Raw genomic sequence first — 12,986 nt, 5'->3', positions numbered from 1 at the left:
CCGCCGGAATTCAGAAAGTTAGTGGGGCGTCATGCCGAAGCCGACGCCAACCGGCTACCGCAGCACGAACTGGTCTACATACAATTCGGTGCTGCGCAAGCGCGGTGAATCGGAAGACGAGGAATAATCTGTTGAGCCGTCCCGGTTGGTGCCGGGGCAGCTCAAAAAATCGGTGTAAACCGCGCTCGCCTCATTGCAGACGATCGCAGTTCATCGCGCGGCACCTTATCAGCGCCGCTCCTCGCGGATGACCTGCCCGTCGCGGTTGAGGCGGACCTCGACGGTTTCGCCGTCGGGATTGGTGGCGTCGAATTCCACGTGGTTCGGGCGGATCTCGATCCAGTCCACGTCGGCATATCCCGCATCGGCAGCGATACGCCGCACGTCGTCCTCGGCGAGGCTATGATTTAACGCGTCTTCCGTAGGCCCACGGCGGGCGTCGTCGCTGCGGTCGAACTCGCGCATCTGTCCGTTCGCGGCGAAGGTCACCTCGACCGGGCCGTCGTCATCCATACCGGTCATCTCGATTTCGCCGTCGTCGTCGAACTCCACCTGGGCGATCTCGCGGATGCTCATGTCCGCCGCGCGGGACAGGGCCTCTGCGGGCACGAGCGCCTCGAGCAGAGCCTGCGGCAGGACCGCGCCGGGGGCTGCCGCGATCTCCTCGAGCCGGCCATCATCGTATTCGGCCTCGAATGCGGTGCCGTCCAGCGTGGCGCGGATCTCGCGGTCGTCGTCGTCGTCGCGATGGTCGCGGACATCCTCGAGCCCGAGCGTGGAAAGCTCCTGCGGAAGATCCTGTATCTGCGCGGTGGCGGTCAGCGGCGCGGCGAGAAGGGCTGCGGCGCTGGCGCCGGCAATCAGGGTGCGGGTGAGGGTCATGTCGATCTCCTTTGCAAGTTTCGGTCGCCTGTTTGGCGTCACGTTCGCCGTCCTAACCCCTGTCACCCAAACGAAGCCGCAACATGTCGTTGAGCTTTCATTTGGGTTCCACGTGGCAGAAGATGTTTTCATGCGACTGTATGGTCTTCTGTTCGTTCTGGCCCTCGGCGCGTCACCGCTCGCCGCCGATCCGCCGCCGCCGGTTCCGGCTCTCGATCTGCCCCAGATCGCGGAGCGCATCGCTGCGCGCTACAAAGGCCGGCTGATGGAGGTCGAGCTCGAAGAACCCGAGCGGGAGGAAAGACGGATGGGGGTGCGCGTGGTCTACGAGGCCGAGTATCTCACCCCGGGGGACAATCGTCTGACGCTGCGGCTCGACGGCGATTCCGGGGACTTCCTGTCGGTCGAGGGCGTCGGCCAGATCGAGGCGCGGATCCGGCCATGAAGGTCCTTCTGGTGGAAGACGATGCGACGCTCGGCGCGCAGCTCGCCGCGGCGCTGGAGGAGGCCGGGTTCCTCGCAGAAGTGGCGCGCGACGGTGAAGAGGCGGAGTTCCTCGGCGCGACCGAGACCTATGCTGCCGCGATCCTCGATCTCGGCCTGCCGGGGCTCGGGGGCATCGAGATCCTCGGCCGCTGGCGCGGCGCCGGCATCGACATGCCGGTGCTGATCCTGACGGCCCGCGGCGACTGGACCGACAAGATCGCCGGGTTCCGCGCCGGGGCGGACGATTACGTGGTCAAGCCCGCCCGGGTCGAGGAGGTGGTGCTGCGCATCCAGACCATTCTGCGCCGCGCGGCCGGTCACGCGCAGGCCGAGATCCGTGCGGGGGCGCTCTGTCTCGACACCCAGACCGGGACGGTGACGCGGGACGGCGTGGCCGTGCGGCTGACCGCCTTCGAGCATCGGCTGCTGAGCTTTCTTATGCATCACCGGGACGCGATCGTCACCCGCACGGAGATGTCGGAACATCTCTACGACAGTGCCGCCGATCGTGACTTCCGTTCGCTCGAGGTGATCATCGGCCGGCTGCGTCGCAAGCTCGGACCCGAACGGATCGAGACGGTCCGCGGCTCGGGTTACATCTTGCGCAGCGAGGCATGATGCGGAGCCTCGCCGGGCGGTTCTTCGTCCTCTCGGCGCTCTGGATCGGGATCGCTCTGATTGGTGCCTGGCTGGTGATTGGCGGCGGACTCGACCGGTTCGTGACAGAGCGGTTCCGCGCAGAGATACAAGCCACCTCGGATGCCATCGTCGCCGCACTTGAGGCGCGACCCGATGGCACGGGGGCTGAGCTCGGCGTTCCGATCCTCGATCCGCGCTACGAGCGGCCGCTCTCGGGATGGTATTGGCAGGTCACCGGTCCCGGAGGGCCGAGCATATCATCCGACTCGCTCTTCCGCGAGACGCTGCGTCCTCCCTTCGACGTCGGCCCGGATGGTCAGGGCTTGTTCGCGATCACCCGCGAGGTGACGATCCCGGATGTCGCGAATGCGCTGACGGTGGTGGTGACCGCGCCCGACGCTGAACTCGCGGCGACACGGCGCGCGATCCGCGGTCCGCTTTTCTGGTCGCTCGCGGCACTCGGAGCGGGGCTTGCGACGCTGGCGTTCTTGCAAGGCCGGCTCGCGCTCGGCGGTTTTGCCCATATCCGCCGCGGCATCGGCGCGATCCGCGACGGCACGGCTGGCCGGGTTCCGCGGCGCGGCCTCTCGGAGATCGACGCCCCGATCGACGAGATCAACGCCCTTCTCGAAGCAAACCGCGCCACGTTGACCCGCACCCGCGAGCATGTCGGCAACCTCGCCCATGCGCTCAAGACGCCGCTGGCTGCGCTCGTTAACGGAACACCGCAGGGCAGCGAGGAGGCGGCGATCGCGCGGCGCATGGACCGCTTGATCGGCTACCACTTGCGCCGGGCGCGCGGCGCCGGGAGCGCGCATCTGCTTGGCGCGCGGACCTCCGTCGTGGACGTGGCCGAGGACATCGTGACGGTTCTGCGCGGTGCCGCCCGTGAGCGGCATGTCTCGATGGGCGTCGACTGCCCCGAAGAGCTGTATTTCGCGGGCGACCGCGAGGATCTCGAGGAGATCCTCGGGAATATCGTCGAGAATGCCGTCGCGTGGGCGCATGGCCGGGTGGACATCGCCGCCCGAGCGGAGGGGAGCACGCTCGTGCTGTCCGTGTCCGATGACGGCCCCGGCATCCCCGAAGAGAGCCACGCCCACGTCCTGGCGCGCGGCGCAAGGCTCGATGAGACCACCAGCGGGACAGGTCTCGGCCTCGGCATCGTTGCTGACCTCGTCGCCCTGAACGACGGAAAGCTGGCCTTCACCCGGTCGCCGGATGAGGGGCTTTCGGTCTTCGTCCGCCTTCCGCTGGCCGGGACGGCGACACCGCTGCGCCTCGCGAACGCAGCAGGATGAGTCTGGACGGTGTAACCGACAAGGCCCGCTTTAGCGCCTCTGGCATCCTCTCGCTTCTGCGCGAGCGCCGACAGGGTGTTTCGACAGGCGCGACGCCGTTTGGGGATAATATGCTGATCGATCCCTACGAGACAGATGGGCTTTGACGCGGGTCGCATGGGCTTCGGTTCGACGGCGACGGAGGACACGTGCGGCATCGACGGGCTGCGCGGATCATCAATTGCCTTTGCTCGGATCGGTCTCTGACACGGACATGTGGATAACCTCGCCGCCGCGCTTAAGTGCGGAATTTTGGCGCATACCTCACTCTCGTCCAACAAAGGAGATGACGAGAGATGCCCAAGAACCCGACCAAGACCGACAGCGAAATTAGCAGGGCGATCCTTGCCTTCCGCGACCAGCATGGTGAGTGGCCGACTTACAAGCAGATCCGCGACGTCCTCGCAGGGCCTGCCAGCAACGATCGCCTTGCCCGCATCTTGCAGTCAGTCAAGAACGAAGTGGAACACCGGCCGAGCGCCGCAACAGTCCTGCCGAGCGAGTCCTTCGTGACCGCAATCGTGACTGTGATCCATGCCGAGCTTGATGTCACCGAAGAGCCCCTGCTCGGTCTGCAGGACATCCGCCTCAAGGTCATTGAGGCGCTCGAGACGGCAGAGCGTCAGTGCCTCGAACGTGAGGTCGGACGGCGGCGCGTGATGCAGGACCGGTTGCGGTCTGTCGACGGCATCCTTGGCAGCGTGAGCGAGCGGGTTGATGCCGCCAAGGTATGCGCGAAGGGGGGCTAGCACGCCGTTTCGCCCGGTTGTCGAGGGCCCGCGGCCCGACACCTTGCCCGAGTTTGGGGCAACCGGGCACTACGTGTCTTTGCGTTATGTGGTCCGTTTGGCCCGCCAACTTCCCGCGAAATTCTTTATGGAGTGCCGCCGAGCGTGAGGCCGGATGGCAAAATTGTCGAGTGGTCCGGCACTGGCCCATGCCAGCTCTGAGCAGATCGTTCGGTTCCTTTAAGAGGCTGGCAAGACTCAATAATTCTCTTTTCCGGTCTTCGTTCGGCAGCCTCGATCTGCAGATCGCCCAGCCACTCAGAGCTCGCCTGCGAGGTCATCTTGTTCGGATAATCCGATGAGACGTGATCGGTATCTGCCGATCTGGAGCGAGGCCCCTCGGACGGGCCCGCAGGAAAGGAGCTGGAGCATGGGACATCGTCGGAATCGTGAGAGCGAAACGAAGCCGCGCAGGATTCACGCGACCGAAATGGAATGGCAAATCGTGCGCGAAAGGGCCGAGGCGGCCAAGCTCTCGATGTCGGCGTATCTCGTCGAGGCGGCGCTTGCGCGCCCTGAACACACCTCACGCCCTGTCGACGCCGATACGATCCGTCTCTTGACTGGATACTACCAAACTTTGACGGAAATCTCGGACAGCATCGCAGGGCGCGACGCCGCACTCGACCACCTCTCACTCGCGGATGCCCTCGACCGGATCGCCGATCGGCTCGACGACGTCGCCGCGGCCGTCGCGGATGGCGGTGCCGGACGAAGGGGCGCGAGATGATCCTTACGTGGTCAAAATATCAGAGCGGACCGGCCTCTTGCGCGATCGGTTATTTCTTGGACGTGCGCGTTCGGAAACAGATCAATGGTCGATCGGTGATCGCTGGGCGGGATCCCGCGCCGGAAATTCTGCTCGGCTCTCCATCTCTCGTCGGTGCGTATATCGACGCTCTGCCGTTCCGGTCTCGCTACAGGTCGTGCGTCTTGAGCTTCAGCGCGGATGAGCTCGACGTTCGGACATTTAATGCACGCGTTGGTTCTGGACCTCGAGCCGTGAGTGGTGCCCTGCGACTGCTGGTCGAGGTGGCCTATGCCGGCGTGCCGGGCGCCGCGCGACCGCCGGTTCTCGCGTCGACGCACACGCATCTCGGCCGGCTCGAAGTCAATGTTCTCATGCCGCGTGCAGTCGGACTGCCTGGCGATCAGCTCAGAAGCATCAACCCTCATCCGCCCGGACGCGCGAGCCGAGACGAGTGGGATGCCTACACCGACGTCGTCAACGCGACTTATCGCTGGGCCGATCCCCGCTGCCCGATGCGTCGGCGGCATGTGACGCCGCCGGGATGGATGGCCAAGGAGGCCGCTGAGTTGATGCGTCGGGTCGAGCGCGGCGAGCGGGTCGGCGTCGATCAGAACGATCCTCGCTACCGGGCCTGGTCGCTTTGCCGCCAAGCGACCGCGCTGGGTCTTACAACACGGCAGGAGATCGTGGCACATGTTGACGCAGGCCTCGGATCATACGGTTGGGCCGTCACCAGCCAGTCCGAACGCGACATCACGTGCGGGCCGATCTACGGGCAGGGGACCCGAGTTACCTTCGGGGGCGCCGCGCTCGGAGACGGTGCGGAGGATGCGATCGATCCCTTCGACGCGATGATGGTGCGGCAGAAGGAGATTGCCGCGGCTCCGGCGAAGCTCGCCGAAGCGCATAGACGCCGGGCGGCGTTCAATCGCCGCCACCTGTCGGCCGACACCTGGCCGGACGTCATCCTGCCGGATCCTGCAGAACTACTCGATCGTCCTCGACCCCTGATCGCATCCGGCGCCGCGCGGCGTTCTCTGGTCGGACGCCTGATCGGGCGCCTGATGACGACTCTATCCGACCTGTTGCTCGCGCGCGCGTTCGCTGCTCTTGCCCCTCAATCCTTGAAAAGCCTCGCACTCACATTGGAGACGACCTGTGACGAACTCACTCGACGCAAATCCCGTCAGCAGCCGCATGGAACGCTTGATCGAACTCCTCGAAACGCTCCTCGAACGCCGGACGGACGGATCGCTAGCGGACCGGCTCGACGACATCATCGAGCAGCTCTCACGCGTCGAGCGCGCGATGACGAGCGCGTCGCGGCTGATGGGGGAGGCGGCCCCGAGGTTGGCAGGGGCAGTGACGCTGGACGACCTCCAGGCCATGGAGCGGCGGATGGAGGAGGCGTTCGCCCGGAAGGCCGCGACCCAAGCAGAGATGGCCGCGAAAATCGACCACTTGATCGAAATGCTCGGCCTGCCGCCAGCTCGCGAGCCGAATGGCTCGCAGTGACGCTAGGCCTCGTGTGGGAGATTTACGGAGGACCGCGGCGTGTCTTTTTCCAGCCTGGCCCGGACGCGGTGGAATACCTCGTTGTCGAAGTCGGCGCGGAGGAGGTCGTGTTCGAGTTGACGTCCGGCACGCCCGATCTGGCATGGCAGCGGCTTCTTCGTGAACAACTTTCAGGTAACCCGGACGCTCTGCGGCGCGCCGAAACTGACAACCACGGATTGGATGGCCCAGAGATGTGAGGACACGACTAGAAGCAGTATGCTTGCGGCGCCCAGCCACTTACGAAGTAGCAGGTTCATCCCGCCGCTACCGTGGCCGACCCTCTCATAGCCTTTCTCACTTAGTCAGGTAATGAGTCCCGGGACGGTGCGTGCAGATATGTGATCTCTTGGTCAAAGCCTACAGTGAACATAAGTCCATCCGCGTGCTGGTATCCACCCAGAATGTTTCTCTCAAATTCGGCACTTGAAAACGCGTAGGCTACGGCGGTTGCGTCCTCCCGCAACCACTTTTATCGAACTTGCATCGGCATCCGACAGCGCGCCCGGCTGGGCCGCGTCCAGCATCGCCGTCAGCGCCCCCTCCAGCTCGATCGTCATACTCTCGCCCTTCCCGGAGGATCGTACGACGATGCGTTCGATCAATCCCCGCAAGATGTCCAAGGCCTGCGTCTTGATCTCCGAATCGCGCAGGCTCTCCGCAAGCTCGGCGACTTTTGCGCGGTAGAGCTCCGGCAGCTTCGGATGCAGGCGCACCGGTGACGGGGCAGGGGCCTCGAGCACGATCTTGAGGTCCGACTTCCTGGCCTCCAGATCGTGCAATTGCTGCAGCAGGCCCGGTGTGCGCAGCCCGTCCGCTATGGCTGCGTAGAGGCCGTTCAACTGCCGCTCCGTCTGGGCCAGGGCCATTTGCTTGCGTTTGCGGACGGCTTCGTCCGCCTTGCGGTCGCCGTTCACCCCCTCGGTGTACGCCACTACAAACTCCGCCACCGCATCCGGCTGCATCAGGCGTTCCCGCAGCAGGTCCAAAACCGCGTCTTCCATATCATCGCGCTTGTACGAGCGGGTGTGATCGCAGGTCTTGAGCTTGCGCGCATTCGAGCAGGCAAGGTAGTCGCCACCCTGGTTACTGACGCTGCCGCCGCACGCGCCGCAGAAAAGCTTGCCGCTCAGGAGATACCTGCCGCGCTTGTTCTCCCAGAAGCGGCTCTTCTTTATGCCGGCCACACGGGGCGTGGCGTCGATCTCGCCCTGCCTCTTCTTCACCCGGTCCCAGAGCACATCATCGACGATGCGCAGCTCCGGTACTTCCGTTCTTGTCCAGTCGCTCTCGGGGTTCATGCGCGACACACGGTTGCCGGTCGCCGGGTCCTTCACGTAGCGCATGCGGTTCCAGACCAGGCGGCCGACATAGTGCTCGTTGTTGAGAATGCCGGTGCCGCGGGTGCGGTGTCCGCGGATCGCGGTATCGCGCCAAAGCTTGCCGCGCGGGCCGGGAATGTGCTCCGCGTTCAGTCCGTGCGCGATGGCGATGGGCGACGCGCCGTCCGCGAACTCGCGGAAGATGCGGCGCACGATCTCCGCTTCGCCCTGATTGATCGCGCGCTCGCCCTTCACCGGCTCTCCATCGGGATCCAGGCGGCGGACGACATCGTAGCCGTAGGCATTGCCGCCCCCGGACCGTCCGGTTTCCACGCGACCCCGCAGGCCGCGATGGGTCTTGGCGGCAAGGTCCTTGAGAAAGAGCTGGTTCATCGTGCCCTTGAGGCCCACATGCAGCTCGCTGACCTCGCCCTCCGCCACGGTCACGATGCGAACGCCCTGGAAGGCGAGCTGCTTGTAGATCGTCGCAATGTCAGCCTGGTCCCGGCTGAGACGGTCGAGGGCTCCGCAGAGCACCACGTTGATGCCACCGCGCGCGGCATGATCCAGCAGGCTCTGCAGGCCCGGGCGGTTCGCCGACGCGCCGGAGATCGCCATGTCGGTGAAGGTGTGCATCACGGTCCAGCCCTCGCGTGTGGCGCGATCGGAGCAGACGCGGACCTGGTCCTCGATTGACGCTTCGCGCTGCAGGGCAGACGAGAACCGGGCATAGATGGCGACGCGGGTCATCGGGAGGTCTCCTTGAGGTGTGCCACAAGAGCGGCATAGCTGCGCCCGGCCTCTATTGACCTTGCGTGATTGTAGTGCCGTTCTGCGGTCCTGTCGCTGCTGTGGCCAAGGATCGGCCGGATCAGCTTGGTGCTCTCGGGCGACATGCGCGCCAGCGTCGTCGCGGCTGCGTCGCGGAAGAAATGAGGCGGGATGCGTTTGCCCAGAACCCTCTCCGTGACCGAAGCGATGCGTGGCCCGATGTAATCGTAGCTCAGTCCCTTGCCGGAGCGGTCGAGCCAGAGATGGGGATCGTCACCGGCACCGCGTGCGGCCAGAACCGGACGGCCGTCGTCCAGATACCTTCGGAGGACGGACAGGCAGGGCTCGGGCGCTTCGGTCTCCCAGGGCCGGCCCGACTTCACGAGCAGCTCGGGAAGTGCGATCGTTATGCGGGTCTCGCTGACAAAGACCGAGGGTCCGATCTGCAGTCCGGCCAATGCGTGCCGCCGCATCGGCAGGAGTGCGAGAAGGGCGATCATCGCCCCGTCGCGGAGACCGATCGCGCGCGCCATTCTCCCGGCGGGCAGTGCCGCGGCGGTCTCGGAGACGCGGAGCCCGGCATCGAGGAGCACGCGGCTCGACAAGATCCGGCCCTGCTTGCGGGCCTGCGTGCCGTGCCCGGCCGCGCGCCGCAGCCGGGCTCGAAGAGCCTTGTGATCGTTCCAGTCGAGGTGGGGGTGGGCAGCCGACAGGACCTGCAAAATGGCGTCGAACAGAGCGAGCCGCGACATCGGCGCAAGGTCCTCCCGGTCGTTTAGCCAATCGGTCATCCTGTCCATGGCGGAACGCTCGACTGGGGGCGATCGGAGTGCATCCGGCGCGGCGCGATAGAGCCAGCTCAACCACTGCGCATAGCGGCCTGCGAGGCTCTTGCGCGTGGTCGAACGGACATGCGCGAGCGGACCTCGCGCGTCCAGTGGTCCGCCGGTCGTGAACAGGGTCTCGAACATCTCCCGGTCAGCCTCCGGCCACATGACCTTCGGTCGGCTCACGCGCTCTCTCCCTTACCCTTCATCCCGGTGATGAGATCTGAAAACGCCCGGGCAGCGGAGGTCACCTCCATTCCGGAATACATGTTGATCGTATGGCTGAGCGCGGAATGCCCGAGCAGGCGCTTCGCGACCTCGTACTCGCCCGGATGGGCGTCGAGCCAGTTCATCACCGCGAAGTGGCGGAAGAGATGCGCGTTCATCTCCAGCCCTGTCTCCGACCATACTCGTCTCGAGATCCGGCGCGCGAGAGCTTGCGGACCGATTGCCCGCTCGCCGGATCGCTGTGGGAAGAGGTAGGGAGTGCCGGCCGGACACATGTACGGCACACGCGTCGCGAGATGGGCGTCGAGCAGACGCACGACATCCCCGTGGAGCTGAAACTCGATGGAGCGTTTGGTCTTCGTGTCCGCCTCCTCGAGTACGAGGAAGACACGTCCGTCTCCGGGGCGCTGGATGTGGCGCTCGAGGTGGAGGTTCGCGAGGCTCTTCGCCCGAATGGGGCAATGCAGTAGGATCGCCACGGCGAGCGCGTCCTCGCGGGCGAGCGCCACCGTATGCGGCTTCGACTTGCCAGCCGCGCGGTCGAAAACGCGTTCGGGCAGTGTGAGAATACGCCGCTTGTGCGCCGGCTCTCGTAGGACGCGCAAACGCGCTTTGTTCTTTTTGGTCATTCCGACCTGCCGCGGCATCTTGAGCTTGCGCGCAAGCTCCCTGAGCGCGTTTTGGTCTTCCGGCGGCACCGCGAGTATGCGCGCGAGATTGCGCAGAAGCGCCGCGGTCTCGGCGATATTGCGGGACGGCTCGCCCTCGTTGCGCGCCAGCATCTGACGCAGACCCCGTTCGGCAGTCGCTGGCTGCAAGAGATCGGTGACGGCACTCAGGTCGGTCGCCCGCTGTCCGGCGGCAACCAGCTCGGAAGCGAAGCGCATGACCTGCCGGCGGTACTGCCTGATCGTCTCCGGTCTCAGCGCACTCGCACGTCCCTGGTCCGACAGGGGATCGGGCCGGGCGAGCCGGTTCATCAGCATGTCGAGATCGGCGATGAACGTGTCTGGAAAGCGCTCGCGGGGCAGGGCGATGATCTTCCGGCGCGATGGCAGCTCGATGCGGTGCGCAGGCCATCCGGGTACGCGCGCGATCGCGAGGTTCCAACCTTCGACCGCCGCACGGAAGGTGCGCTCCGGGTCCTTGCTGATCTCGTTCAGCGCCACTGCATCACGGAACGCCTCGGCATGCGCGAGCGTCACGTCCGCCGGGCCTGTCCCCACACGGTTCAGGTAATGCACGAAGCGGCAGAGAGTCTGCGGCAGCGTCGGGTCCTTGAGATCGAGGATCCTGCGCCAAAGCGTGTGCCAGTCCGGCCCGAGATCCTCGATATTGCGCTGTCGCTTTGCGACGATCCCGCATTCTGCCATGGCAGACTGCGCGTTGCTGCGGATGTTCTGCCAGGTCTTCTCGGACACCCCCGTGAGGACCGGGCTCACCTTGGCGATGCGCGGACGCAGCCACCCCGGATCGGCTGGTACGTCGGTCGTCGGCAGGCCGAGAGCTTCGGCCACGCGACGCAGTCCCGAAATCATGTCCCGACGGCGAGACGGGAAGAGCTCGCCCTGCGCCGTCATGCGCACGATGAGGTCTTCGAAGCTGGGCGTGCCTATGGGGACGAATATCCGGTCGGTCGAAATTGGTGCCAGATGGGTCATCGGGAAACGCTCCGGAAGGGCAGGACGGGTCTCGGGTGGCCTCGGGTGGACAGCCCTCCCGATTCGGGAGAACCGTAGCATGGAAAGTCCGCAACTTACGGCGACGGGGTCTTCCCGAAGGGCGCGTAAGGTGCTGACATGAATGTACTTTAGGGGGCAGGGCGGCCTACCAGCTCATGCGCCGCCGGTAGGCTGCGTGCGCGTCGGGGTGGATGCGAATGAGGCGGCCGCCAGGACCGACACGGATCACCTCGAGAAGCCCCGCCGTGATCGCGCGGCGGACTGTCTTCTCGGACACGTTGTCCTCTCGCGCGACATCCTTGACCGTCTTCAGCGGCACGGGGCGGTCAGTGGTCTTCGGAAACTTCGGGGGCATCGGCGCGATCCTCGCTCAGAGTTGGCTCCAGACACGCCTCCCGCGCCGCGGCCTCACCGAGAAGCCGCGCCAGTGCCAGAACAGCCGCCTCGACCTTGGTGAGGTCGTTCTCGCGTTCAGAAGGATTGCCGGGGGCACGTGTCATGGCATGACCATGACGACCCCGAGATCACCGCGCTAAAGCATCGATTACTTTGATCTCGAGAGACCAATATCCTCACTATCGAGATCTTCCCAAGTCTCCTGTTGGGGGCGGCTTCTGCAGTAGTCGAGGTCATTCCGGAGCGTTCCGCCGTGAAGCTCTTGCGCAGGATCGGTCAGCTTCACCACGACCGACTGTATGAAATCCGGGAGCGGTCCCGCGAGTTGGCCGCTCGCCCCTTGTGGAGCGGTATTGTACGCCAATGTACGACCGCTGGCTTCCCAAGTCGCGCAACATTGCATGATGACGTCCAGGCGGCGCCTGTCTACGACCTTACGTTTGTCCAGCGGCGACATGTCGAAGGCGACATCCGGTCGATCCTCCATTCCGCTCAGAAGCTGCTCGAGGCGTCGTATTCCCGGTCCGAGGTCGGCCGCGAGCTGCTTGGCTTCGGCGAGTTGTGGATTGCTAACGTCCTCGGAGGCGAACCGAGGTTCGAGCTTGCCCATTCCATCCGCAATTTTTGAAAACTGCGTCTGCATGCGTTCAGCTCGACGCTTGAGGTCATCCAAAAGTTTGCGGCCCCTTGCACTGGCCGTAGCGCGGTGAACTTCGACGAGGTTCGCCGTGGTATCGCTGTCGAGACAGTAGCCCAAACGCCTGGACAGTTCCTTGATCAGGCTTGCTTCGAGGCCGGCACGCTCAGCTATCTCGCGAACGTCGGTACCACTCAGCGCCCCGGCATCCCCGTAGTCATCGATCCTCCACGGCATCGCACCGCTGATGCCGTCAATGTGAAGGTAGATCGAATAGTCTACTGGCGTGTCCGGGTCAGTAGTTCCTGGCGTCGACTTGGATCTTTGGGATGTCATTCAGTGCCTTCGAGACGAGCGATCAAGGGATGCTCTTTGCTACCAGCCTCGGTGAAAGCCGGGAAGCCGGCACCCATTGCTAAGAAAGCAAGAGTGACCCAAAACCGACCGTCCGTGGAACATCGGCTCGAGGAGCAAAACGCTTGCCCGGCACTTGCATCAGGCGATGCCTGAACTTCGCTCTGACAGGTCCGCGGGAGGGGGCGTTCCAACGTGGTCCAAGCACTCGGATAGGTGGTGTCACTGGCAAGAGTGTCAATCGGCGCCCAATCGGGACCCCTTATCGGCGTCCAAAACTGACCCCTTTGGGAGCACGGGAAGCTGGCCCGATGCGGTGTAGCCGTCAT

At 64.9% G+C, this 12,986-nt stretch carries 13 protein-coding genes; 6 read left to right on the top strand and 7 right to left on the bottom strand.

Annotated elements, in window-relative coordinates:
• Positions 1 to 228: 228 nt before the first annotated feature.
• The gene (locus tag BMX29_RS18255) at positions 229 to 882 is read right to left on the bottom strand and encodes a PepSY domain-containing protein (protein ID WP_092815784.1); all 654 of its coding nucleotides are present in this window, start codon (positions 880 to 882) and stop codon (positions 229 to 231) included.
• Between the two features lie 130 nt (positions 883 to 1,012).
• On the opposite strand from BMX29_RS18255, the gene BMX29_RS19370 reads away from it, so the two are divergent.
• The 6 genes from BMX29_RS19370 (at position 1,013) to BMX29_RS18990 (ending at position 6,640) form a co-directional block, all read left to right on the top strand.
• Entirely contained in the window at positions 1,013 to 1,327 is a 315-nt protein-coding gene (locus tag BMX29_RS19370) for a hypothetical protein (protein WP_092815781.1), read from the top strand.
• Entirely contained in the window at positions 1,324 to 1,986 is a 663-nt protein-coding gene (locus BMX29_RS18245; protein ID WP_092815778.1) for a response regulator transcription factor, read from the top strand. Before BMX29_RS19370 ends, BMX29_RS18245 begins: the two co-directional genes overlap by 4 nt.
• The gene (locus BMX29_RS18240; protein WP_092815775.1) at positions 1,983 to 3,308 is read left to right on the top strand and encodes a sensor histidine kinase; all 1,326 of its coding nucleotides are present in this window, start codon (positions 1,983 to 1,985) and stop codon (positions 3,306 to 3,308) included. Before BMX29_RS18245 ends, BMX29_RS18240 begins: the two co-directional genes overlap by 4 nt.
• Before the next feature lie 335 nt (positions 3,309 to 3,643).
• Entirely contained in the window at positions 3,644 to 4,096 is a 453-nt protein-coding gene (locus BMX29_RS18235; protein WP_092815772.1) for a hypothetical protein, read from the top strand.
• 337 nt (positions 4,097 to 4,433) lie between these two features.
• Positions 4,434 to 4,865 carry a plasmid mobilization protein gene (locus tag BMX29_RS18230; protein ID WP_139197103.1) on the top strand — a complete coding sequence of 144 codons (432 nt, stop codon included), beginning with the start codon at positions 4,434 to 4,436 and terminating at the stop codon, positions 4,863 to 4,865.
• Entirely contained in the window at positions 4,862 to 6,640 is a 1,779-nt protein-coding gene (locus BMX29_RS18990) for a hypothetical protein (protein WP_139197101.1), read from the top strand. Before BMX29_RS18230 ends, BMX29_RS18990 begins: the two co-directional genes overlap by 4 nt.
• Positions 6,641 to 6,853: 213 nt before the next feature.
• Here the strand turns inward: BMX29_RS18990 and BMX29_RS18220 are convergent, their stop codons facing one another.
• From BMX29_RS18220 to BMX29_RS18200, 6 genes are all read right to left on the bottom strand, one after another.
• Complete coding sequence (locus BMX29_RS18220) at positions 6,854 to 8,512, bottom strand: recombinase family protein (protein WP_092815763.1); 1,659 nt, start codon at positions 8,510 to 8,512, stop codon at positions 6,854 to 6,856.
• Positions 8,509 to 9,504 carry a tyrosine-type recombinase/integrase gene (locus tag BMX29_RS18215; protein WP_175471238.1) on the bottom strand — a complete coding sequence of 332 codons (996 nt, stop codon included), beginning with the start codon at positions 9,502 to 9,504 and terminating at the stop codon, positions 8,509 to 8,511. Before BMX29_RS18215 ends, BMX29_RS18220 begins: the two co-directional genes overlap by 4 nt.
• A 38-nt stretch (positions 9,505 to 9,542) precedes the next feature.
• Positions 9,543 to 11,249, bottom strand: coding sequence for a site-specific integrase (locus BMX29_RS18210; protein ID WP_092815757.1), 1,707 nt, complete (start codon positions 11,247 to 11,249; stop codon positions 9,543 to 9,545).
• A gap of 166 nt (positions 11,250 to 11,415) precedes the next feature.
• The gene (locus BMX29_RS18205) at positions 11,416 to 11,625 is read right to left on the bottom strand and encodes a helix-turn-helix domain-containing protein (protein WP_092815754.1); all 210 of its coding nucleotides are present in this window, start codon (positions 11,623 to 11,625) and stop codon (positions 11,416 to 11,418) included.
• Complete coding sequence (locus tag BMX29_RS19365; RefSeq protein ID WP_175471237.1) at positions 11,597 to 11,770, bottom strand: hypothetical protein; 174 nt, start codon at positions 11,768 to 11,770, stop codon at positions 11,597 to 11,599. Before BMX29_RS19365 ends, BMX29_RS18205 begins: the two co-directional genes overlap by 29 nt.
• A 44-nt stretch (positions 11,771 to 11,814) precedes the next feature.
• Positions 11,815 to 12,639 carry a hypothetical protein gene (locus BMX29_RS18200; protein WP_139197097.1) on the bottom strand — a complete coding sequence of 275 codons (825 nt, stop codon included), beginning with the start codon at positions 12,637 to 12,639 and terminating at the stop codon, positions 11,815 to 11,817.
• Positions 12,640 to 12,986 lie beyond the last annotated feature (347 nt).

Origin of the sequence: Roseivivax marinus (genome assembly GCF_900109705.1) — a bacterium.
Lineage (GTDB): Bacteria > Pseudomonadota > Alphaproteobacteria > Rhodobacterales > Rhodobacteraceae > Roseivivax > Roseivivax marinus.
This window is presented reverse-complemented; position numbering and strand designations above follow the sequence as displayed.

What these genes read in the sequence shown, in the direction of transcription:
- BMX29_RS18255 (WP_092815784.1), bottom strand. Translation starts at nt 882, where the DNA reads ATGACCCTCACCCGCACCCTGATTGCCGGCGCCAGCGCCGCAGCCCTT.
- BMX29_RS19370 (WP_092815781.1), top strand. Translation starts at nt 1,013, where the DNA reads ATGCGACTGTATGGTCTTCTGTTCGTTCTGGCCCTCGGCGCGTCACCG.
- BMX29_RS18245 (WP_092815778.1), top strand. Translation starts at nt 1,324, where the DNA reads ATGAAGGTCCTTCTGGTGGAAGACGATGCGACGCTCGGCGCGCAGCTC.
- BMX29_RS18240 (WP_092815775.1), top strand. Translation starts at nt 1,983, where the DNA reads ATGATGCGGAGCCTCGCCGGGCGGTTCTTCGTCCTCTCGGCGCTCTGG.
- BMX29_RS18235 (WP_092815772.1), top strand. Translation starts at nt 3,644, where the DNA reads ATGCCCAAGAACCCGACCAAGACCGACAGCGAAATTAGCAGGGCGATC.
- BMX29_RS18230 (WP_139197103.1), top strand. Translation starts at nt 4,434, where the DNA reads ATGAGACGTGATCGGTATCTGCCGATCTGGAGCGAGGCCCCTCGGACG.
- BMX29_RS18990 (WP_139197101.1), top strand. Translation starts at nt 4,862, where the DNA reads ATGATCCTTACGTGGTCAAAATATCAGAGCGGACCGGCCTCTTGCGCG.
- BMX29_RS18220 (WP_092815763.1), bottom strand. Translation starts at nt 8,512, where the DNA reads ATGACCCGCGTCGCCATCTATGCCCGGTTCTCGTCTGCCCTGCAGCGC.
- BMX29_RS18215 (WP_175471238.1), bottom strand. Translation starts at nt 9,504, where the DNA reads ATGTTCGAGACCCTGTTCACGACCGGCGGACCACTGGACGCGCGAGGT.
- BMX29_RS18210 (WP_092815757.1), bottom strand. Translation starts at nt 11,249, where the DNA reads ATGACCCATCTGGCACCAATTTCGACCGACCGGATATTCGTCCCCATA.
- BMX29_RS18205 (WP_092815754.1), bottom strand. Translation starts at nt 11,625, where the DNA reads ATGCCCCCGAAGTTTCCGAAGACCACTGACCGCCCCGTGCCGCTGAAG.
- BMX29_RS19365 (WP_175471237.1), bottom strand. Translation starts at nt 11,770, where the DNA reads ATGACACGTGCCCCCGGCAATCCTTCTGAACGCGAGAACGACCTCACC.
- BMX29_RS18200 (WP_139197097.1), bottom strand. Translation starts at nt 12,639, where the DNA reads ATGACATCCCAAAGATCCAAGTCGACGCCAGGAACTACTGACCCGGAC.